18 protein-coding genes and 1 pseudogene are annotated in these 21965 nt (G+C 67.8%); 8 read left to right on the top strand and 11 right to left on the bottom strand.

Going from position 1 to position 21965, the window contains the following annotated elements; genetic code table 11:
• The first annotated feature begins 90 nt into the window (after positions 1–90).
• Complete coding sequence (locus DPR14_RS12760) at positions 91–1482, top strand: dipeptidase (RefSeq protein ID WP_158045479.1); 1392 nt, start codon at positions 91–93, stop codon at positions 1480–1482.
• A gap of 13 nt (positions 1483–1495) precedes the next feature.
• Here the strand turns inward: DPR14_RS12760 and DPR14_RS12765 are convergent, their stop codons facing one another.
• A complete protein-coding gene (locus DPR14_RS12765) occupies positions 1496–2284 on the bottom strand; it encodes a 3'-5' exonuclease (protein ID WP_192499453.1) in 789 nt (262 codons plus the stop codon).
• A gap of 235 nt (positions 2285–2519) precedes the next feature.
• Here DPR14_RS12765 and DPR14_RS12770 point away from each other — a divergent pair, with 235 nt between their 5' ends.
• From DPR14_RS12770 to DPR14_RS12780, 3 genes are all read left to right on the top strand, one after another.
• The gene (locus DPR14_RS12770; protein WP_425501032.1) at positions 2520–3092 is read left to right on the top strand and encodes a GAF domain-containing protein; all 573 of its coding nucleotides are present in this window, start codon (positions 2520–2522) and stop codon (positions 3090–3092) included.
• A gap of 65 nt (positions 3093–3157) precedes the next feature.
• On the top strand, positions 3158–4690 hold the full coding sequence (locus tag DPR14_RS12775; RefSeq protein ID WP_192499454.1) for a UxaA family hydrolase: 1533 nt from the start codon (positions 3158–3160) through the stop codon (positions 4688–4690).
• Between the two features lie 37 nt (positions 4691–4727).
• On the top strand, positions 4728–5579 hold the full coding sequence (locus tag DPR14_RS12780) for an ureidoglycolate lyase (RefSeq protein WP_158045482.1): 852 nt from the start codon (positions 4728–4730) through the stop codon (positions 5577–5579).
• Positions 5580–5594: 15 nt separating this feature from the next.
• Here the strand turns inward: DPR14_RS12780 and DPR14_RS12785 are convergent, their stop codons facing one another.
• Both DPR14_RS12785 and DPR14_RS12790 read right to left on the bottom strand, forming a co-directional pair.
• Positions 5595–6182 carry a hypothetical protein gene (locus DPR14_RS12785; RefSeq protein WP_158045483.1) on the bottom strand — a complete coding sequence of 196 codons (588 nt, stop codon included), beginning with the start codon at positions 6180–6182 and terminating at the stop codon, positions 5595–5597.
• On the bottom strand, positions 6179–7726 hold the full coding sequence (locus DPR14_RS12790) for a S10 family peptidase (protein WP_192499455.1): 1548 nt from the start codon (positions 7724–7726) through the stop codon (positions 6179–6181). Before DPR14_RS12790 ends, DPR14_RS12785 begins: the two co-directional genes overlap by 4 nt.
• Before the next feature lie 176 nt (positions 7727–7902).
• Here DPR14_RS12790 and DPR14_RS12795 point away from each other — a divergent pair, with 176 nt between their 5' ends.
• Genes DPR14_RS12795 through DPR14_RS12805 form a run of 3 tightly spaced genes read left to right on the top strand, consistent with a single transcriptional unit; the run spans position 7903 to position 10075 of the window.
• On the top strand, positions 7903–8652 hold the full coding sequence (locus tag DPR14_RS12795) for a peptidylprolyl isomerase (protein ID WP_158045485.1): 750 nt from the start codon (positions 7903–7905) through the stop codon (positions 8650–8652).
• A gap of 28 nt (positions 8653–8680) precedes the next feature.
• On the top strand, positions 8681–9067 hold the full coding sequence (locus DPR14_RS12800; protein WP_158045486.1) for a hypothetical protein: 387 nt from the start codon (positions 8681–8683) through the stop codon (positions 9065–9067).
• Positions 9068–9073: 6 nt separating this feature from the next.
• Positions 9074–10075, top strand: a complete 1002-nt coding sequence (locus DPR14_RS12805; protein ID WP_158045487.1) for an HlyD family secretion protein — start codon at positions 9074–9076, stop codon at positions 10073–10075.
• Positions 10076–10233: 158 nt separating this feature from the next.
• Here DPR14_RS12805 and DPR14_RS12810 read toward each other — a convergent pair whose 3' ends face one another.
• Together DPR14_RS12810 and DPR14_RS12815 are read right to left on the bottom strand one after the other, a co-directional pair.
• Positions 10234–11202: an ATP-grasp domain-containing protein gene (locus DPR14_RS12810; RefSeq protein WP_192499456.1), complete on the bottom strand. Its 969-nt coding sequence runs from the start codon at positions 11200–11202 to the stop codon at positions 10234–10236.
• A gap of 33 nt (positions 11203–11235) precedes the next feature.
• Positions 11236–11493: a hypothetical protein gene (locus DPR14_RS12815; protein ID WP_158045489.1), complete on the bottom strand. Its 258-nt coding sequence runs from the start codon at positions 11491–11493 to the stop codon at positions 11236–11238.
• 438 nt (positions 11494–11931) lie between these two features.
• Here DPR14_RS12815 and DPR14_RS28230 point away from each other — a divergent pair, with 438 nt between their 5' ends.
• Positions 11932–12567: a PP2C family protein-serine/threonine phosphatase gene (locus tag DPR14_RS28230; RefSeq protein WP_484592833.1), complete on the top strand. Its 636-nt coding sequence runs from the start codon at positions 11932–11934 to the stop codon at positions 12565–12567.
• 222 nt (positions 12568–12789) lie between these two features.
• On the opposite strand, the pseudogene DPR14_RS28235 reads toward DPR14_RS28230, so the two are convergent.
• From DPR14_RS28235 to DPR14_RS12845, 6 genes and pseudogenes are all read right to left on the bottom strand, one after another.
• Positions 12790–13452 (bottom strand): annotated as a pseudogene (locus tag DPR14_RS28235) (adenylate/guanylate cyclase domain-containing protein); the annotation flags it as partial.
• 43 nt (positions 13453–13495) lie between these two features.
• Positions 13496–14800, bottom strand: a complete 1305-nt coding sequence (locus DPR14_RS12825; RefSeq protein ID WP_192499457.1) for an FHA domain-containing protein — start codon at positions 14798–14800, stop codon at positions 13496–13498.
• Positions 14801–14971: 171 nt separating this feature from the next.
• Positions 14972–16027: an ATP-grasp domain-containing protein gene (locus DPR14_RS12830; RefSeq protein WP_158045492.1), complete on the bottom strand. Its 1056-nt coding sequence runs from the start codon at positions 16025–16027 to the stop codon at positions 14972–14974.
• Positions 16024–17979 carry a TolC family protein gene (locus tag DPR14_RS12835; protein ID WP_158045493.1) on the bottom strand — a complete coding sequence of 652 codons (1956 nt, stop codon included), beginning with the start codon at positions 17977–17979 and terminating at the stop codon, positions 16024–16026. The genes DPR14_RS12830 and DPR14_RS12835 overlap by 4 nt, the downstream gene beginning before the upstream one ends.
• Positions 17976–20024, bottom strand: coding sequence for a TolC family protein (locus tag DPR14_RS12840; protein WP_158045494.1), 2049 nt, complete (start codon positions 20022–20024; stop codon positions 17976–17978). Before DPR14_RS12840 ends, DPR14_RS12835 begins: the two co-directional genes overlap by 4 nt.
• Positions 20021–21838, bottom strand: a complete 1818-nt coding sequence (locus tag DPR14_RS12845; RefSeq protein WP_192499458.1) for a TolC family protein — start codon at positions 21836–21838, stop codon at positions 20021–20023. Before DPR14_RS12845 ends, DPR14_RS12840 begins: the two co-directional genes overlap by 4 nt.
• Positions 21839–21965: the final 127 nt, after the last annotated feature.

A 21965-nucleotide genomic window follows, 5' to 3' on the forward strand; every position in this document is an offset into this window, starting at 1 on the left:
CGCGCGGCGGCATCTGCTTTGGTAAAGGACCTTCCCAGGCGTTCCGCCCAGTCTTGCCGACCAGGCGTCCCGCAGAACCGGACCCATCCCATGCTTTCCGTCGCTCCCGTGCTGGACCATCTCGACCATGACTTCGACGCCGCCGTGGGCCGGCTCTGCGATCTGCTGCGCATCCGCAGCGTCAGCACGGACCCGGCCTATGCGGGCGAGACGCGGCAGGCGGCCCAATGGCTGGCCGGCCAGCTGACCGGCATGGGCTTCGAGGCGAGTTTGCGCGACACGCCCGGCCACCCGATGGTGGTGGCGCACCATCCCGGCCCGGAGAACGCCACCGGGCCTCACCTGCTCTATTACGGCCACTACGACGTGCAGCCGCCCGAGCCGCTGGAACTGTGGAACAGCCCGCCGTTCGAGCCGACCGTCGTGGACGCCAGGCACGGCAAGCGGGTGGTCGCGCGGGGTGCCGTGGACGACAAGGGCCAGGTGATGACCTTCATCGAGGCGTTCCGCGCGTGGCATGCCGTCCATGGGACGATGCCGGCGCGGATCACCGTCCTGCTGGAGGGCGAGGAGGAGACCGGCAGCCCCAACCTCGTCCCCTTCCTGGAGGCGAACAAGGCGGAGCTGGACGCCGATGTCTGCGTGGTGACAGACACCAACAGCTGGAACATCGAGACGCCGGCGATCACCTACATGCTGCGTGGCATGCTCTACCTGGAGGTGACGCTGCACGGGCCGAGCCATGACCTGCATTCCGGCATGTATGGCGGCGCCGTGCTGAACCCCAACAACGCCCTGGTGCGAATCCTGGGGCAGATCCACGACGAAGCCGGGCGCGTGCAGTTCCCCGGATTCTACGACGACGTGGTTCCGCTGACAGAGGCGGAGCGGGAGCAGTGGCGCGGCCTCGGCTTCGAAGAGGCGGGTTTCCTGGCAGGAGTCGGCCTGAAGACTCCCCGCGGCGAGGAAGGCTGGAGCACGCTGGAGCGGGTCTGGGCGCGGCCGACCTGCGACATCAACGGCATATGGGGCGGCTACACCGGGGCGGGATCAAAGACGGTGATCCCGGCCCACGCCTCGGCCAAGTTCAGCTGCCGGCTGGTCGCGGGGCAGGACCCGAAAAGAATCCTGGCGGGCATCAGGGAGTTCCTGGACGCCCGGACCCCGGCCGATTGCCGGTGGGAGATCAAAACCTTCGGCAACTCGCCCGCGATCAAGGTTCCGGCGGAGCAGCCGCTGATGCGGAAAGCCATGGCGGGGCTGGCCGATATCTACGGCAAGCCGCCGGTGCTGATCGGGTCGGGCGGGTCGATCCCGGTCGTCGGCTACATCCAGCGTATCCTGGGGTTCGACAGCATCCTGGTCGGCTTCGGCCTGGAGGACGACCTTATCCATTCGCCGAACGAGAAGTTCGAGCTGAAATGCTACCGAAACGGCATGCGCTCCCACGCCGCCATCCTGGCGCGGATGGCCGAGGTCTGAGGGCCGGGGCCGTTCAGGGTTCGTGGAGGCGGGTGCCGTAGGGGTTGTGGATCGCCTCGATCACACCGAGGTGGACGAGTCGGGCGAAGATCGACACCGGGGTCCGCAGGAACAGTTCCAGGATGTCCAGCACCGTGGCGCCCTCCCGCCACATCCGGAGCAGTCGTTCGTCCTGTTCCGGAGTCCAGGGCTGGCCACGCCGCAGCGGCTCGGGGCAACGGTCGCGGCTGACCTTCTGGAGGCGGGGGTCGATCGCCTTGCGCGCCGCCTTGAGCGCGGCCTTCTCCCGATTGATCCCGGCGCGGACGGCGCGCCGCTCCTCCGCCGTCAGGTCGGGCAGGGTCTCCAGCCAGCCATGCACGGTGCGGCAGGCCAGCGCATCGGCCGCCGCCCGGTGCCACGGCCCGGCGGCCACGTGGCCGGCCCGTTCGGCTGCGAGCGACAGCTTGAGCGCGTATCCCAGCTTGGCGCGGCAGAGACTGACCGTGCAGGTGCTCTCCGCGATGCCGGCCGCGGCTTCGCCGACCACGGTCAAATCGAACTGCGCGTTGTGGGCGACGAAGCGGGCACCCTCCAGGATGCGGGTCAGCTCGGGGCGGATATCGTCCCAGGTGGGGGCTTGGGCGACCATCTCGTCGGTAATGCCGTGGATCTGGGTGCAGAACGGCGCGATCGGGTGCATCGGGTTGACCAGCTGGTCGATCAGGACGGTGCCGTCCTGGTCGATTACCGCGATTTCCACGAGGCCCGCGGGGCCGTTCCTGACCCCGCTGGTTTCGGTATCGACGTAGAGAGTCCTCATCAAGCTTCCCGCTTCCGTGTGATTCCTGGTTATGTAGTGTCCCTTATGGTGGATTTTATCGGCTGGTGCCTGGGAAGGATACCTTGACCTCCTGTCAGCCGGCCCGGTGCGATCTGGAGACGGAGGCGTCGGGACATGGAGGAGCCCGCGGGAAGGCTGCAGGCGCACGCATGTGATAACGCATCCACCCTCCGGTCCGAAGAGGCAAATCGTCCACCTCCTGCGCATGCCGCCCATGAACCGGCGCGACTGGACATACCAGTCCGTCCTGGTCCAGATTAGACGGGAAACCGAAGCGCCTGGGGACATCGCGATGCCGGCCGAAACCTTCCTGCCTCCCGCGGCCGATCTGCCGAAGGCGGAGATCTATGGGGATCTCAAGTCCCAGCTTGCCGGGCTGATGGCGGGCGAGACGGACCTGATCGCCAACGCCGCCAACATGGCGGCCGTGATCTATCACGGGCTGCCGGAACTCAACTGGGCCGGTTTCTATTTCATGAAGGACGGCGGGCTGGTGCTGGGGCCGTTCCAGGGGAAGCCGGCCTGCATCCGGATTCCGGTCGGCAAGGGGGTCTGCGGCACGGCGGCCGAGCAGGGCGTCAGCCAAGTGGTGCCCGATGTCCATGCTTTCCCCGGACACATCGCCTGCGACGCGGCCTCGCGGTCGGAGCTGGTGGTGCCGATCGCGGTGGACGGCCGGGTGATCGGGGTGCTGGACCTGGACAGCCCGGTGCCGGGACGGTTCGACGAGGAAGACAGGGCCGGGTGCGAGGCTTTGGTCGCGGTGCTTGTCGACCATATAAGGTAAGCAAGAGAGATCAACGGAGGCGACTGCAAAGCCCTCCGGGGGAAATGGATCAGGAGGGAACGGGAATGTCCGATGTACAGCCGCTGACGATCCGTCTGAGCGCCGCGGACAATGTTGTGGTGGCGCGGGTCAACATGCTGCCGGGCGCGCCGATCGGCGTCGGCGACGTGGTGTGCCAGGGGCAGGTGCCGCGCGGGCACAAGGTCGCGATCCAGCCGATCGCGGCCGGCGAGCCGATCCGCAAGTACAACCAGATCATCGGCTTCGCGACGGTGGACATCGCCCCCGGCGACCATGTCCATGTCCATAACGTCGAGATGCACGACTTCGCGCGCGACTACGCGTTCGGCGCCGACGTCAAGCCGGTCGACTACGTGCCGGAGGCGGAGCGGGCGACCTTCATGGGCGTCAAGCGGGCCAACGGCAAGGTCGGCACGCGCAACTATATCGGCGTGCTGTCCAGCGTGAACTGCTCGGCCACCGTGTCGCGCTACATCGCGGCGGAGTTCGAGAAGCCCGGCGCGCTCGACGCCTTCCCCAACGTGGACGGCGTGGTCGCGATCACCCATTCCACCGGCTGCGGCATGGCCGACAGCGGGGAGGGCTATGCGAACCTTCAGCGGACGCTGTGGGGCTATGCGCGCAACCCCAACTTCGCCGGCGTGCTGCTGGTCGGGCTCGGGTGCGAGGTCAACCAGATCGACTTCCTGCTGGAAGCATACGGCATCGAGCGCGGGCCGATGTTCCAGACCATGAACATCCAGGGCCTGGGCGGTACGCGGCGGACCATCGAATTCTGCCGGCAGCGCGTGATGGAGATGCTGCCGCTGGCGAACGAATTCACCCGCACGCCGCAGCCGGCCAGCGAGTTGCTGGTCGCCTTGCAGTGCGGCGGGTCCGACGGCTATTCTGGGATTTCGGCCAACCCGGCGCTGGGGGCGGCGGTCGATATCCTGGTGCGCCACGGCGGCACCGCGGTGCTGAGCGAGACGCCGGAGATCTACGGCGCCGAGCACCTGCTGACCCGCCGCGCGGTCAGCCGCAAGGTCGGCGAGAAGCTGGTCGAACGCATCCGCTGGTGGGAGGGATATACCGCCCGCAACGGCGGCGAGATGAACAACAATCCTTCACCCGGCAACAAGGCCGGCGGGCTGACCACCATCCTGGAGAAGTCGCTGGGGGCGACCGCCAAGGGCGGCACCACCAACCTGGTGGAGGTCTACAAATACGCCGAGCCGATCACGGCCAAGGGCTTCGTTTTCATGGACACGCCCGGCTACGATCCGGCGTCGGCGACCGGCCAGGTCGCGGGCGGAGCGAACGTCGTGTGCTTCACGACCGGGCGCGGCTCGGTGTCTGGGTTCAAGCCGGCGCCTTGCATCAAGCTGGCGACCAACACGACCATGTACGAGCACATGGAAGAGGACATGGACATCAACTGCGGGACCGTCGCCGACGGGTTGGAGACGGTCGAGCAGGCTGGTGAGAAGATCTTCCGGAAAATTCTGGAAGTGGCGTCGGGTACGCCGACCAAGAGCGAGGCCCAGGGCTTCGGAGACAACGAGTTCGTGCCGTGGCAGATCGGCGCGGTAATGTGAAATCCTGGACCAGAAAAGAAGTGGAGAACCAGACACCATGAAGCTGTTGCGCTATGGCCCGCCCGGAGCGGAGAAGCCCGGTATCCTGGACGCCGAAGGGCGCATCCGCGACCTGTCCGGCGTGATCGACGACATCGGGCCGGCGACGCTGGACGATGCCTCGCTCGATCGCCTGCGCGCGATCGACCCGGCGACGCTGCCGCTGGTGGAGGGCGATCCCCGCATCGGCCCGTGCGTCGGCAACGTGTCGAAGTTCCTGTGCATCGGCCTGAACTATGCCGACCACGCCGCGGAATCCAACCTGCCGGTTCCCCCGGAACCGGTGATGTTCATGAAGGCGCCGTCGGCCATTTGCGGCCCGAACGACACCGTGATCATTCCCAAGAACAGCACCAAGCCGGATTGGGAAGTCGAGCTGGGCATCGTGATCGGCAAGAAGGCCCAGTATGTCGAGGAAGCCGACGCGCTGGATTATGTGGCGGGCTACTGCGTGGTCAACGACGTGTCCGAGCGGGCTTTCCAGATCGAGCGGTCCGGCCAGTGGGTGAAGGGCAAGAGCGCCGACACCTTCGGCCCGATCGGCCCCTGGATGGTCACCCGGGACGAGGTCCCCGACCCGCAGAAGCTGAAGCTGTGGCTGGAGATCGACGGCAAGCGGTTCCAGGACGGCACGACCGAGACCATGGTCTACGGCGTGCGGCACCTGGTGCATTACTGCAGCCAGTTCATGACCCTGCTGCCGGGCGACATCATCTCGACCGGCACGCCGCCGGGCGTCGGCATGGGGCAGAAGCCGCAGGTGTGGCTGAAGCCGGGCAACACCATGCGCCTGGGCGTCGAAGGTCTGGGCGAGCAGGTCCAGAAGGTCGAGGCCTACTCGGGCAAGTGACGGCCCGCCGCCGCTTCAGCCCCCGGGCGGGTTGAAGCGGATCAGGGCCCGGCGGGGCAGGAACCGCGGGTTGTTCCGCTGGCGTTCGGAGAAGGGCGTCAGCGGGTCCCTGTCCACGTTCGGGTTCTCCGACACGATGCCGGTGGTGCGGAAGTCGAAGAAGCTGGCGTTGATGGTGAAGTCGGGCAGGCGCCAGACGATCCGGAGGGATGCCGGGACCGCGATATCGCCTTCCCGCGCCGTCTGTTCCGGTTCGCCGAAACGGTCGGTCAGCACCTGGACGATGTCGTCGAACACCATCGGCGTCGCCTGCCGGCCGCGCCTCTCCAGCAGGATCTGGCCGAGGCCGCCGGTTTTCCGGTCGATCTGGAGAAAGGCGCGGAACGGGATTCCGCCGACCTCGACATGCTCGACGGTGGTTTCCGAATAGTAGCGCCCGAAGTCCCAACGGCCGGGCAGGGTGTTCGCGGATCGGCCCAGGGCGTCCGAAAGCTCGGCCGGGCTCATGCCCCAGCGGACGCTCCGCAGGGTGTCGAGGTCGGCGGCCGGGGCGGAGTGGAGGGACGACGCCAGCAGGACCGCGGCGGCCAGGCGGGCGATCATCGCCGGTTCCCGCCCGAGTTCTCGTAGAAGCGGCCCACGTCCCCGTTCATCAGGCGTCGTTCGTCGGGCCGCATATACATCATGTGGCCGCCCTGGTAGGTCTTGACCGCAAGGTTCTCCTTGACCTCGGGCGGCAGGCGGAGCTGGTCGATCAGCCAGCGCGACGCCAGGTAGGGCGTGACCAGGTCGGCGATCCCGTGGGTCACCAGCACATGCATGTCGGGATTGACCGCCAGCGCCTCCTGAAGCTCATCGGTCGCGCCGACATAGCCCTGACGGCCGAGGTCCCAGTTCCACTCGCCCGAGACGCGGCGGTTCAGCAGGCGGTAGGGGGTTTCGGTCTCGAATCCCAGTTCGGTTCGCACATAGTCGTTGAACACGGCGGAGTAGGGCGCGATCAGAGCATCCAGGAATGGGTCGGACCCGACGGACTGGCGTTCCGGGCTGGGGTCCGGCGTCCGGATCGTGCCGTCGTAGAGGCTGACCACCCGCCCCGGCTCCTGCGGCATCTCCTTGGCGAAGAGCTGGATCGGCAGCTTGGCGCGGAACCGCTCCACCACCTGGGCCGGCAGGCCGGTCAGGCGGGCGACATGGGCGTGGAAGGCCTTGGCCTCTTCGCTTCCGGGTTCGCGCATCGAGGCGAGACCGACGAGATAGCCGTCCAGCGCGAAGCGTTCCACCTCCTCCAGGGGTGTCCCGTCGCCCCGGCCGAGCGCCTGGGCCGAGGCCGCCATGGAGGGCAGGGTCATCGCCCAGCCGAGCAGGTCGAAGTCGCCGCCGCGCAGCAGCGAGAACTCCAGCGCCGGGGAGACCAGCACCAGCCCGTTCAGGGCGATCCCATAGTCGCGCTGGAGCTGGCGGGCCATCAGGACGGCCCGGAAGCCACCGTAGCTTTCGCCGGCCAGGTATATGGGCGACGCCCAGCGGGCATTGCGGGTCAGCCAGAGCCTGACGATCTCCGACATGCTGGAGACGTCGCCCTGGACGCCCAGGAAACGCTTCTCGGCGTCGTCCTCCTTGCCGGTGGCGCGGGAGAAGCCGGTGCCGACGGGATCGACAAACACAAGGTCGGTGAAGTCCAGCCAGCTTTCCGGGTTGTCCTGAAGGCGGGCCGGCGGGCGGGTCAGGGTGCCGTCGGGATTGGTCACAAGCACCTTGGGCCCGACGACGCCCAGATGCAGGAAGGCCGAGGCGGCGCCGGGGCCGCCGTTGAACAGGAAGGTCACCGGGCGGGTGGCACGGTCCGCATCCAGCGCGGTATAGGAGGCGACGAAGATGCTGGCGGTCGTCTCGCCCCGGCCGTTGACGATCGGCATCATCTCCGCCGTGGCGGTATAGTCGAGCCGGCGGCCGGGCAGGTCGAGCGTCATCTCCCTGCGGGCGGGAGCGGGGGTCGATGCCGGGCCGGGGACCGGAGCTGTGGCCTGCTCCGTTTCCTCGGGCGGGGGCGGCGGCATTTCCTGGGCAGGGGCCGGCGAGCCGGCCAGCAGCCAAGCGGCCGTCAGGGCGGCGGCAAAAAAGGGCCGACGGGGAAGTGATGGCAAGTTCTGGAACATCCGGGACCTTCGCTGACTGGCTGCGACGACTGGCTCGTGGGTGCTTCAACCTTCCGGGGTGCGGGATGATCCGCCGATCCGGTCACAATGAAGTAACTAATTTGAGCTAAAAACATCTGGATGCGCTTCGAGGACGTCCAAGAAAATCATTCTTCTGGTGGAACATGGAACTTGGCACTGCGGTAACCACCGTCAAAGGCGATCCGATCACGGTTGCCGACGTGATTCTTCACCTCAAGGCCAAGGGAACCTTCCGTACCGCGATCTATGAAATCATCGAGCGGCGGGTGGTCGAGTACAAGCTGGAGGAACATGGCGTCAGCCTGACCGACGCCGAGATCGAGGAGCGGGTCCATGGCCGCAAGACGATGCTGGCGCTGTGGGACGAGAACGCCTTCGCCTCCTATCTCAAGCATTTCGGCCTGACGCGGGAGCAGTGGCTGGATACCCTGGCGGCCGACATGCGGCGCGAGCGGCTGCGCGATCTTGTGGTGACCAAGGACCTGGTTCAGAACCACTACCGCCAGAACAGCGCCCGCTTCACGTCGGTCTCGATCGCGCGGATCGCCTGCCGCACCCGGGCCGACGCGGAGCGCGCCCTGGCGGCGGTCGGCGCCCGGCAGGCGGATTTCGTCGAGCTGGCGCGGCTCTACTCGGTCGACGACAACACGAAGCTGAGCGGCGGCTACATTGGCAACCTGAAGCGCGGCATGCTGCCGACCGAGGTGGACGAGCGCGCATTCGCCTGCGACGAGAACGAGATCATCGGCCCGTTCTCCGAAAACGGACTGTGGACCATCTACAAGGTCTATTCGCGGACCGTGACCAAGCTGAACGACGCCCTGACGAAGCAGATCAAGGACCACATCTTCGAGGAGTGGCTGCGCCATCAGGTCTGCGTCGCGCCGGCCTGACATGGGCAACCGGGATCGGGGCCGTTCCGTGGCACCGGCGAAGGCCTCGAAACCCGCCAGGAAGCGGGCACCGCCGAAACCGGCCGGCAAGCGTCCGGCCACGCGGTCGCGGGACGAGGACCGGCATCCGCTGAAGGCCGCGACGCTGCTGTTCTCCTCGCCCAACCCGCTGTTCCGCGCCCCGGTCTATATTCTGTTCTTCACGCTTCTGGGAATGCTGATCTATTCCTTCTTCGCGTCGAAGGACACGATGGTGGAGGCGCCGCTGATGCTCCAGCGTCAGGCCATGGTGATCCAGGCGGTCGGCGGCGGCTTGGTGGAGGCGGTGGAGGCCGGCGAGAACGCGGCGGTGTTCGCCGGCGACCCGCTCGCCACGATCCAGGAAAAGATCCGGGCGGCGACCACGCCCGAGTAGGAGGCGATGCAGCGCCAGATCGCCGACCTGCAGCAGCAGGAGCGGGAAGCGGCCAAGGAGTACGATTTCCGCCTGGGACAGCTGGAATTGGACCGGCTGAACCTGGAGCGGCGCCGCGCCACCGAGCAGGGGGCGATCGACAACCGCATCCGCCAGATCGAGATCCAGCTCCAGATCATGCAGCGGAACCGCCAGGGCATCGACGAGGACTTGGCGAACGCCCGGCAGGACCTGGGTGTCCGGCAGCAGCTCTATGCCATGCGCGACATTCCGCAGGTCGAGCTTCAGCGCGCCCAGACCCGGGTCAGCGACCTTCAGCGCGCCCAGGTGAACGCGGAATCCGACATACAGAACGTCAGGCTGGCGCTGGAGACGGCGCGGGGCGAGCGGGTCCAGATGGCGCAGACCTTCTCCCAGTCCCGGCTGGAGAACGAGATCGAGAACCTGAAGAGCGCCAGGCAGCGCGACCAGGCACTGATCCGCGACCGTATCGACGAGTTGACCAACCGCCTGCTGGAGTCCCGCACGCTGGTTCCGGGCGTCCGCTACGACGGGGAGAAGGCGCTCTACAGCAGCGTCGTGGACGGCGTGGTCACGGCGGTCCATGTCCAGCGCGGCACGATCATCAATCCGGGCATGCCGATGTTCACCATGGTGCGGAACACGGCGCCGCTGGAAGCCCATGTGCTGATCAAGAACCGCGACATCGGCCGGATCAGGCGCGGCCAGCGGGTGCAGATCAAGTATTTCGCTTATCCAGGTGACGATTACGGCGTTCAGAACGGCATCGTCGCGGACATCGCGGCCAAGCCGGACAGTCAGCCAGGCGGGCAGTCCATGTACCAGGTCAAGGTGGCGCTGGAACGCGAGACGGTGACCGGGCTGAACGGCGTGACCAAGACCCTGGAAATCGGCCTGGAGGGTACCGCGGAGATCAAGACTGGGGAGAAGCGCCTGATCGAGATCCTGTTCGCCCCGGCCTCCCGGTTCTTCCAGAAGGAGGAGTGAGGCTAGCGGTCCGGCACAGTGATTTCAGTCGGTGCATCGCAGGTCGGACTCGGCTGAAGGCCGACGCCGACACCATGGCCGGAGCTTCGGTGCAACGCGTCGGCGTTCGCTCTTGCGGGCGAAGGCCGACCTATCGCACTCCGCGCCGCGTGACTTACCTAAGCCGCCGCCTCCAGCGTGCCGGTCCGGGCGAACGCGACGAGATAGCGGGCGAGGGCGCCGAACACGGTGTGGCGGTGCTCGGGCGGCAGCCACATGACGAACGGGCCGGGATTGCAGTCGAGATATGTCAGCTTGCCGTCGTCATCCAGGATGGCATCCCAGGCGGCGTAGTGCAGACCCAGGGCTTGGTTGGCCCGGACGATGGCGGCCTCCTCCGCCGGGTCCAGGGTCACCGGCTCGAAGCCGCGGGTCGCGGTCCGCGAGTCGACGCCGTCGGCCAGGATGCGGAGCGGCAGCACGACCCGGTCTCCGACGATGTGGATGCGGATGGTGGAGCCGGGCACGCGATGCTGGAACAGCGCCGGGCACAGCAGCAGCTCGTCCAGCCGCGCGCGATCCTCGGCCGTGACGCTGCGGGTGGAACCGACGCCGATGGCGGGCTTGACCACCGCCTCCCCGACCTCGTCCAGGAAGCGCGCCGCCTCGTCCGGGCAGCTCGTGCTGAGCGACCGCGGCGCTCGGAAGCCGGCGGCGCGCAGCTTCTCGTAAAACTGGCCCTTGCTGTTGTGGTCGACATAGGCGGAGGTCAGCCGGTTGATCACCAGTCGCCCCGTCATGTGAAGATGCTCGAAGAAGCCGTAGGTCGCCGCGTTCAGCGCCTGTTCCTGGATGTAGGACACGCGGTACTCGGAATAGGTCGCCTCGTTCAGCACCGGTGGCAGGACGGGCAGGGTGCGCGGCGCCGTGCAGCGGATATGGACGGCCCGGATATCGCCGAAATCCACGTCGCCCCAGCGCGATGCAGCGGCGGAACCCGGCGCCCCGATCCCGACCGTCGGCTTGCCCGGCCGCCCGATCTGGATGTCCATGACGACCGGCTCGGCGCCCAGCGCAGTCACCTCGGCGGCGATCTCGGCGATCTGGGCGCTGTCTTGGTTGGCGAACAGGGCGATCTTCGCAGTCATTCCAGGCATCCCCGCATGGTCGTCGCCGACCGGTCAGAAGCTGATGTCGATGGAACCGATGGCGGTATTGTCGGCGGCCGATCCGCCCAGCGCGCCGCCCGCGGCGGAGGAGGAATAAGCGTCGCCCCCGGACCCGAAGGCGTCGGCCTGGCCGAAGGAGGCACCGAATGCGCCGCCGGCCAATCCCGAACCCGACCCCGCGCCGCCGATCCCGGCCGAGCCGGATTGGGCATGCCCGAAGGCGTCGCCGCCGGACTTCCCGTTCTGGTCGAAGTTCAGATCAGTGCTCATGGACAAACTCCCTGCCGCCATGCCGTCGCCATCCCGTGCCCCGCTTGCAACCAAGAGGAAATTTGCGGCCGCGCGCGTATGTCGTGGCGGGTACTGTGCCAATCGATGTACCATTTGTTGCGGGTTTCGTCCATGGCTTCGTCCGGGAGGGCGCCCTCGTCCGAGAGTCCCTGGACGGTTCCACCCCAACGGAGCACCGTTACAGCCAATTTTATATTTATCTTGAGTCGCTTGGACGGGAATGACATTAACTCAGGGTGGACCGGGCTGCCTCGCGAAGGGCGCTGGACCCCGATCAGGATGATTTCTTGAATGACAGGCATCACTCCCCGCTCAGTTCGATATGCCGGCCTCACGGATGTCGGCCGCGTCCGCTCCCAGAACGAGGACTCGTTCCAGATCGATCCGGACCTCGGCCTCGTGCTCGTGGCGGACGGCATGGGCGGCCATGTCGGCGGCGACATCGCCAGCCGGACCGCGATCGAAGCGGTGAACGACTTCATCCTTGAATACGAACCGGTGCCGGACCGCCTCGATCGGACCGGAACCGAGGGATCGATCGAGATCGTCCGCACCGCGGTCCACCGGGCGAACCAGCGGATCGTCGGCCTGAACCACGAGCGCGGCCTGCCGGACAACCGCGGGATGGGCACGACGATCGTCGGTTTCTGGCTGCCGTCGGGCTTGTCCCCGGCCATCGTCTTCCATGTCGGCGACAGCCGGCTGTACCGGCTGCGCGGCGGGCGGCTGGACCAGATCACCCATGACCACAGCCTGTATCAGGCGTGGGTCGATGCGGGAAGGTCCGGCGCCCCGCCGAACCGCAACATCATCATGCGGGCGCTGGGCGTCGCGGACGACGCCGAGGCCGATGTCTCCATCCAGGAGACCCGGGCGGGCGACACTTTCCTGCTGTGTTCCGACGGCCTGAACGGCATGGTTCCCGACGACACGATCATCGACATACTGATCGAGCCGCTGGCGCCGGAGGAGGCCTGCCGCCGTCTGATCGCGGAGGCGAACGCCCATGGCGGCCGGGACAACGTGACCGTGGCGCTGGTCCGGTTCGACTGACTGGCGGCCGGGTTCAGCCGGCCTCCCCTCGATCGTGCCGCAGCGGTACCGGACGACGTTGTCCGGGTCCTCGGCCGGCGCGATCCCGAGGGAAATCAGGCCGGAGGTCAGCAGGTAGGTCGGCTCCCGCTTCAACACAAGCAGGCGCTGACTTTCGTCCAGGCAGAAGGTGCCGTTGGTGCTGTGGTCGGTCAGGGTGAAGCGGCCGTTCATGATCTCCAGCGTCGCGTGCCGACGGGAGGCCCAGTCGCTGTTGATCACCAGCCCGCACCCGCCGTCACGCCCCATCAGCACCGGCGCCGAGCCGGTGTCCAGGCGGAGCTGGCGTCCGCGGTGGGTCAGGATCAGGATGCCTCGGCGCTTGCCGCTGGACATATCGAGCTGGCCGGCCGCGACCGTCACGTTCTCCGGATCGCCGAGGGTCCGGTAGATCTCGACGGCATCGATGCCGCCCTTGACGACCGCCGAATCGAGCCGCTGGGTGTTGGGCCGGTAGGCCGGGTGCAGGGCGTCGACGCAGGCGCGGGTCATCAGCACCTCGCCGGGGCTGGCGAGGGCGGCGAGGCGGGACGCGAGGTTGACCGTCGTGCCGAACACGTCGCCCTGCGTCACGATCACCGGACCGATGGTGAAGCCGATCCTGACCTTCGGCTCGGTGCCGCGCAACGCTTCCTGGACATGGGCGGCGGCGCAATAGGCGGTGTCGGCCGACGGGAAGGTGCTGAGCGCGCCGTCGCCCATGGTCTTGACCACGGTTCCCGCATAGCGTTCGGTCGCCTGGATGATCTGGCGGACGCACCGCTCCGTCAGGGCGTGCGCGGCGACATCCCCCAGGACCTGGTATAGACGCGTGCTGTCGCAGACGTCCGCGAACATCACCGCCATGGACTCGCCGGACTGATCCGCCACGACCGCACTACCCCGCTCGTCACCCCGGGCCGGACCCCAGGAACTCTTTCCACTGGTTGAGCAACGGCAGATCACGGTCTTCGACAGACTTGACCGCCGAGTTGAACAGTATGTAATCCACCGAAAGATACCTGTTCGTCTCCCGCCGGATCCGGGTGAAATCGAGCTTCAGCGCATCCAGGGCCTGGATGCGGTCGCGCGGCGGCTGGGCCGGCGCGAGCTTAGACACCTGCGGGAACTCGGTCGAGAGCGCGCGCAGGTCGATCAGGATCCGGGCCAGCTTGACCAACTCGCGAACCACCGCGAGTCCGTCGGTGGAGCCGTGCTCGGCATTGGCGGGAACCCGGCCGGCCGTCGTCTCCAGGTCGGCGTTCAGCCGTTCGGTCAGACGGCGCAGGCTGGAGAGATCGCCCTTGGCGAGCAGCGGCAGAAACTCCCGCTCGAAGGACAGGAACTTCATGCGGGCCGCCAGGTCGGCCAACGGAGCGCTCTGTTCGGAGGCAAGCAGCCGGCCGCTGTCGGCGATCGCCTCCGCCAGTTCGTTCAGGTCCTGGTCGAAGGAGACGGCTTGGTTGCCGCCTGCATACTGGGATGCGCGATCGATCACCCGCTTGCGAATCGCGGAGGAATGCTCGATCGCCTTGGCGACGAACTGCTGCTTCTTGTGGATCGGGTAATAGACCGCGGCGCCGATTCCCAGGCCGGCCAGCACGGCGGCCACAACTCCGCCCAGGATCAGCTTGCCGCGGATGCCGGAACGCTCCCGCTCTTCCACGGTGCCGTCCTCGTCCTCGTCGACCTTCAGCTTGACGGGAGCCTCGACCTTGCGGACGGCGTCGAGCACGGCCTTGCCGGCGCCCAGGCTGCCGACCATCATGGTCCGCTCCGACAGGTCGTCGTCATGCTGGACGGGCAGGGCGCGCCCGCGTTCCGCCGCGTTGGCGGGAGGGCGGTCCAGCTCGAAGCGGAAAGCCAGGGAGCCGAGCCGGACTTCGTCGTTATGCTTCAGCCAGATCGTGTTGACCTTGTGGCCGTTGACATAGACGCCGTTGGTGCTGTTGAGATCCTCGACTCCCCAGGTGCCCTCGCCGGGAAACAGTTTGGCGTGCTGGCGCGAGAGCTTGCGGGACGCGACGACGAACGAGCTGGCGTCGCCCCGCCCTATCGTGACCGTCTTTCCGGCGGCAAGCGGGACCACGACCTGGGCCGGACTGCCGTCGATCTGCGACGGATCCAGGCAGATCAGCTTTCCGTCCGGATTGCCCGCCGATGCGTTCGCCGCGCCGCCGGCGCCGGCCCTGCGCCCCTGGTCGCGTACCAGCATGGTTCTGTCTTGGTTTGAATCGATCATCGCTCGACGGGATGTCCGGACCAGAGGATGTGCGGGACGCGCCGGCGTCGAGCCGCCGCGCCGCGGCGCAGAGCCGCACGGTCACTATGCCGAAGCATGGCATTTTAGGCAACCATGACGGTAACAATTAACGTTCATTAATCTTCATGAGGGAGGTGCGGTGACATGCTTGGTCCGCTCGATGTCGAACTGGATGCGGAGCATGCGGCGCAGGAAGAGGCTTTCCCTGGGGGCGGCCGCGAGACTGTCTGCCGGGGGCGGCGGCTCCCCCGCGAGGGTGGCGGCCAGGCACTCGGTCAGGTGCTCGCCCAGCGCTCCGGGAAGATCCGTCACGGCCGGATCGGCGTCCACGTCATAGATGACCGGGCCGTCCGGGCCGGCCACGTACAGGACGCTGCCCCAGCGCAGGCCGGAGAGGGTGAGCGCGTTCCCGGCCTCATGGGTCTCGGCTTCGGCCGGCGGTCCGGCGACGGGAGCGAAGACCTCCAGGCGCTCCAGGGCATCGTCCGACGGCGGGGCCCATTCGAGCGTCAGCACGGTCCGGCCGTCGATCGCGTAGGCCCGGCGCAGCGGCCCTTCCACGGTCGGCGCCAGCAGGACCGGCGGCTTGTCTGCTCCCATCAGGTGCTCGCGCTGGCGGTCGCGGAACACCTGCCAGGCGCATTTCCCTGTCGCCGTCCGCCACACCACGGCGCGGCCCTGGTCCGCTGCGGACCGGGCGAAGTCCCGCGCGGTGACGGGGTCGTTGGTGCAGATCGCGGAGGCGACCCTAAGGCCGCCCCGGTCGAGGCGCTCCAGCTGGTGGTGGCGCGAGAAGGCGGCGAGATGCCCGGACGGGCCGTTATACAGCCGGACCGGCGCGTCTTCGAGCCGGGACAGCATGCTGTAGAGGAAGCTGTAGCGCTGCTGCCGCCGGACATGCTCCGACTGCCACAGGGACCAGTCGGCGCCGGGCTCGGTGCCGGGGTCCGCGGCCGGGATCACGGGGTCCTCGTAGCGGAACCCATGGACGAAAAGCGCGTCGAACCGGTCGAGTTCATGCCCGTCCCAGCGGATGCCGGTTCGGCACACGCTCATTCGGGTTCCCTCCGGCATCGAAGCGTCGAACCAGGGCACGTCGTTCCCCATCCGCCGGCGGAGTCCGGCATGGAGGCGGCGGCCGAGGGGGGACGCCGCGGGCGCGATCAGGCCGATCTTCATGGTTTTCCTTCCGGTTTGGCGACCCCGTCCGGCCGGGACGCGACGGGTCTGAAGAATGAGAGGTGGCCGGCGTCGGCCAGCAGCTCCAGGCGGTTGCGGTCGAACTGGCTGACGACGGTCTGCTCCGCCAGCGCGCCGGCGATGGTCCCCTGGGCGAAGAGCAACCCGCTCTCGGCCTGCTTCGCCTCGACGCGGGCCCCGGTCAGGGCGAGCCGGGCGGAGAGCAGGCGCCGCGTCGCCTGGATCAGCTCGTCCTCCGACACGGTGCCGGTGAGTGCCTGCTGGCGCTCCAGGCTGGCGACGGAGGTCGCCAGGTTGTCGGCTTCGGCGGCACCCGCCCTGACCCGCGCGCGCGCGGCCTGGACGGCCGCCAGCCGCTCGGTGATCTCGCGCCGGACGCGGTTCTGTAGGGACTGGGTGGCGAAATCCTGGTCGCGGGTGCCGAGCCGCGCGATGTCGGCTGCGGCCCCGGCGGACCGGTTCGCCCAGGGATAGGACAGGCCCAGACCGTAACTCTGGCTGAGGCTGTCCGGCGACGCTGTTCCGGTATGGCTCTTCAGGGGATCGGCATAGCCGTAGGTCGTCCCGTTCTGCCCGGCGGTGACGTTGGCCACGAAGCGGAGATCCAGTCGGGCCTGATTGCGGGCCAGGGCCTCGTTGATGTCGCGCAGCGTCCGGTTGATGTCGTCCACCTTGAAATCGGGCCGGCTTTCCCGGGCGGTCCGCAGCGCCGTCTCCAGGTCGGCCGGGACGGCCTGCGCCAAGTCGTCCTCGTAATCGACCGGCAGATAGATGGCGTCCGCGCCGATCGCCGACGGATCGCCGATCAGCAGGGACAGGGACTGCGACACGGCGACGTAGTCGCTGAGCGCCTGTTCGACCCGGACCCGGGCCCTGGCCGCCTCGGCGTCGATCTGCGCCTTCTGAAGCCTCGTGGTCTGATTCAGCGCATAGAGGCGGTCCATCCTTTCCTGCTGCCGGACGATCATGTCGCGGTTGGCGACGGTGGTCTCCAGCGCTTCCAGGCGGCGTACGGTATCGAAATAGGCGGTGTCGATCTCCAGCAGGATCGTGTTGAGCAGCACCTGGAGATCCCAGTCGGCGCGTTCAGCCACGGCGGCGGCGCTGCGCGATGCCGCGTTCTTCCTGTTGTCGGACCCGAAATCCCTGGTGAAGGGCAGGGGCATGTTCAAGCTGCCGGACAGGTTGGTGCTCCACATCCCGTCCTCCCAGTAGTACCCGGCGCGGTAATAGACCTCGCGCTGGGCAGTCCGGTCGGTGATCGAGAGGGTGCCGCCCCAGGGCAGCTCCTGCGTGATCTGGATCGTGTAGTTCAGGCTTTCCTCGGGACTGCCGAACTCCCGGCCCGGCGTCGCCTCGATCGGCAGCTCGATCAGTTCGCCGCCCTTGATCGGCCTCAGCTTCATGTCCTTGATCTGCGCCTGCCCTTCGTTCTCGCTCGGCGGCAGGTTCTTGAAGGGCGAGTTGATGTTGAAGCCGTCGGCATTGACCGCCTTGGTGATCGCCTTGCCGATGCGCGTGCGGTGCTCGGTGTCCATCCGGCCATAGCCGATCGTCAGGTCCAGCACGGGGTTGAACACGGCGTCCGCCTCGCGGGACAGGGCGGCGGCGCGTTCAGGCGTCGTCAGGCCGATCGCCAGGCGCAGGTTGTTGCCGAGGCCGCTGGCCACCGCGGACCTGCGGTCGAGCGGTTCCACCATGCGTGCGCCGCCGATGTCGGGCCGGCGCTTGAGCAGCTCGGCGACCAGGGTCATCCGGTCCAGGTCGCGGGCGCCGGGCTGCTCCGCGATCTGCCGCCTTACCAGTTCCGTGACGGCGGCGCCGTGCCGCGCGATCAGGTCGGAGCCGGGGGACTGGGCCGCCGCGGGAACGGCCTGTGCCAGGATCAGGATGGCGTTCACGAGCGGCAGCAGGAATCGGCGCGGCGTCATCGCGGGGGTTCCCCGAAAGCGGCGAGCGCGCCGGTACCGCGGAGCAGGGCTATGCGTTCCCGATCCTCGCGGGTCTGGGCGACCCCCTCCCCGTAGCGCTCGGCCAGGGCGCCGATGCTGGCCAGCATCCTGCTTTCCGCGATCCGGGCGTCGATCCGCGCTTGGATGTGGCCGAGGCGCGCCTCCAGCAGGGTGCCGAGGCGCTCGATCGTCTCGTAGACGGTCACGACTCCGCCAGCTTCCAGGCGGGCGGCCCTGTCGTGGAGGTCGCGGGCGAGGGCGAGGCGCTTGGCGGTGTCGTCGATCCGCTGACGGGCGCTGGCGAGCTGGATCCGGGCGGTCTCGTAGTCGCCGCGGATCTGCCGTTCGACCTGATGCAGCAGGTGGGTCTGCCGCGCGATGTCGAAATCGGCGCCGGCCAAGGCCGCCTTGGCGGCGCGGTTGCCGACCGGCCTGCGGTAAAGCACGCCGATGCTGAAGGACGCGCTGTCGTAGCTGATCAGGTTGCCGAGCGATTCGGTCACGCTGGCATAGCCGTAGACCGCGTTGCTCTGGCTGAGCTGGAAGGAGCCGCTGGCCGTAACGTCCGGTCGCGTCTGCGCGTCCCTGGTCTCCCGTACCCGAAGGGCGATCCGGATCGCCGTTTCCGACCTCAGGTAATCGGGGCTGTCCAGCACCCGGGCCGCCAGCCCGCCCGTTGCGCCGCCGGATGGGGACGGAACTTCGGGCGGCTGATCCAGGGCGGCGCTGTACTCGATCGGCAGCAGCAGCGCTTCGTCCTGCTCGTCCAGCAACTCGCGGAGGGACTCGGACGCGGTGAGATAGTCGCCGAAGAGCTGCTGCTGGACGGCGCGCAGCCGCTCCATCTGGGCGACGACTTGGCCGCGGTTGCTCTCGCTGGCGAGACCCAGCTCCATCCTGCGCTGCATGCGCGCGGCGCTCTCCTCCGCCAGCGCCACGGAACCAGCCGCGGCGTCGAGCCGCTGGATGCCGCCGACCAGGGTCCAGTAGAGGGTGTCGACGCTAAGCAGGGTCTGGTTGACCACCCCGCGGACGGCGAAGTCGGCGACGTCTAGGTTGAGCCGGGCCGTGTCGATAGCCAGTCGGTTCTCGTCACCCTCGCGGAAGTTCCGCGTGTAGGGGAGCGGATGGCTGCCGGCCAGCGTCGCCCGCGAGGTCCAGGGGCGCCCATAGGAGCCGTAGACCTTGGTCGAGGGATCGTCGGGATTGTTGACATAGTAGGCGTCGCGGTAAGTCGTGACGATGGTGAGGTCCAGGTTGCCGCCCCAGGGCAGCCGCTGGGATACTCCGCCGGTCCCGGTATAGGTCTCGGTCTGCCCGTTCGGGCTCTTGGTGCTCGCCTCCTTGCGGAACGGATAGTACCCGGCGACGCGCTCCTTGTCGAAGGCGACCAGGGCCACCGGGGCGGTGGACGGCAAGGCCCGGATATGGCACCGGCCGTTCGCATCGGGCGCGATCATCCGCCCCCGCAGGAAATTGGTCTGAAGTTCCGGCGGCTGGCTCGGGATGTCGTCCATCGTGCCGCACAGGAAGATATCGTCCGTCCGGGTGCCCGTCAGGATCTGCTGGCCCCGGACATATTCCTGCGTCGCGGGCTTCCATTGCATTGGCCGCTCGATCCGCTCGAAGCTGTTGGACAGGGAAGCGTTCGCCGCCAGGATGAAGACCGGGTCGAAGACCGCTTCCGCCTCGACCAGGGTGCGCTGGACCACCGACTGGTTCAGCCCGATCCGCTTGACGTCGAGGTTGCGTTGCAGCGCCGTCAGTGCCGCTTCGCGCAGGGCCAGCTCCCGTGTCTGCTCCGGGGCGAACAGGACCCCGGTCCGGGCGAGTGCCGCGCGGGTCTTCGCGACCACGGCGTTGCCGCCGCGCTCGTCATCGATGCGCGCCGGATCGCTGGTGAAAAGCCCCGCCGGCATCCCGGACGGGGGCTCGTTCCCCGTCGGCTGCTGGGCGGGAAGCGGACCGGGGGCCAGCGCCAATGTCAGGAAAACGGCGACGGCGGGGGTCGCGGGCAGGCTCATCGCAACAGGTCCTCCTCCAGCGTACCCTGGGCGGCGCTCAGCCGTATCCAGGCCTTGTGCATCTCCACCCTGGCGTTCGCCTCGTTGAGACGGGCCGTCAGGACGTCCTGGTAGCGGTTGACCACCTCGAACTCCGTTGCGAGCCCGCGCTCCCGCTCGTCGACGATGCGCTCATAGGCGAAGTCCGCCAGCTCCTTGTCGCCCCTGCTGACCAGCATCAGGGCCTCCGCCCCGCGGATGTCGGCCAGCGCCCGGTCCACCGAATTGACGATCTTCTGCTTGGCCTGCCGCGCGCGGTCGAACGCGTTGCGCTCGTCGATCCGGGCTCGGCTCTGGGCGGCGCGGGCGGCCTGGTTGCCGAGCGGGTAGAGATATCGGACGCCGATGAAGATGTTGGTCTTGTCCGGCTTGGTCAGGTTCATGAAAGAATCGGCCGGGTTTCCGAACCCGAAGGCGATGTCGCTCTGCGTGAGCTGCGCCGTCAACACCAAGTCGATGTCGGGCGCCGCCTGGTTGTCGCGGAAGGCGAGCGACAGCTTGGCCAGTTCCAGATCCTCCTGCGCCGCCATGATCTCCGGATTGCCGACCAGCGCGCGGTCGTAGGCGTCGGTCGGCGGCTCGGGCACGGCCTCGGCCAGCAGCGCCTCCGCGTCGGCCGGTATCAGCACCAGGTCGGGGTCGGCCGACATCAGGGTCAGCAGGGAGTTGGACCGCAGCAGGTACTGGGTCCAGGCGGCCTCCTCCCGCAGGGCGAACGAGGCCAGTTCCTGCTGGATCTGGCCAAGCTCGTAGTTGGTGACGGTCCCGGAGCCGATCAGCCGCTCGATCCGGGTGCGCCGATGGTCCAGCACCCTCTTCTGCTCGTTCAGGATCCTGATGTCCTGGAGGCTGCGGATCATGTCCCAGTAGAGCTGGACCGCCTCGGCCAGGGTCGCGTTGCGGGCCGCCTGTTCCGCGAACACGGCCCGCCGGCTGCCGCTTCGCGCGGCCTCCACCCCGAAGTTCTCCGGCGATCCGGTCTTGCCGAAGCCCTTGGTGTAGGGGAGCGGCATTGTCGCCGACAGCGAAGCCGAGCTGGTCCAGAACAGCTTGTCGCCCCATCCGAACGGGTCGGTCGCCGAGATCGGCCTAGTCAGTGGTGGCGCCTGGGCGCCGGCCTTGCTGTTGAAGATGGAGCTGAACGACAGGCTGCCCTGGGCTCCGAAGGCGAACACCTTGGAAACGCCGAGCGTGGTCGTCAGGCGCTTGGTGGGCGGTCCCTTGAGGTTGGCCGCTTCCTCCCGCTCCGAGTATTGCGGCACCTGGCCGCACAGTCCCGGCCCGATGCCGCCGTTGATCAGCTCGTCGTCCTCGAAGACGCAGGGGACTTTCTCGCCGTCCACCTCTTCCACGGTTCCCCTGTTGCCCTGCACGAAGTCCGGTATGCCGTCGCCGTCGTCGTCACGGGTAAGGTCGGTGTCGGCGGTCCGGGGGCGGCCGATCACCTCAATACGGTCCGCCGTCCTGCTGACGCTGAGACCGACCGAGCCTACCAGGTTGAGATCGAAGGCCGCTTCCTTCTGTGTTATCTGCGTACCCGCCGCGTTGATCGCCTCGCGCGCCGCCAGCAGGCCGAAGTTCTCGCGCAGCAGGGTATCGGCGACGATCTCCAGGGTGATCTCGCGCGGTGCCAGACTGTCGAGCAGGCGCCGTACGCCGATCGCCGACCCCGAGGAGGCCAGCCGGACCATGGCGACGGGATCGATCGCGCCGCTTTCCGCCTCGGCTTGCGCGTTGGCGGGGACGGCCAGGGTGAACGGCAGCAGGGCCGGCAACAGGCCTGCAAGGGCCCGATGCAACCTGATCAAACTCGCTCCACGGATTCTTCCAACAAGAGCTTGCATCAGCGCCTGGTTTCTCAAGCACAATGAGATCAGGCACGATTGATGACATTTCGAAAGG

The organism is Skermanella pratensis (assembly GCF_008843145.1).
In the GTDB taxonomy this organism is placed as follows: Bacteria; Pseudomonadota; Alphaproteobacteria; order Azospirillales; family Azospirillaceae; genus Skermanella; species Skermanella pratensis.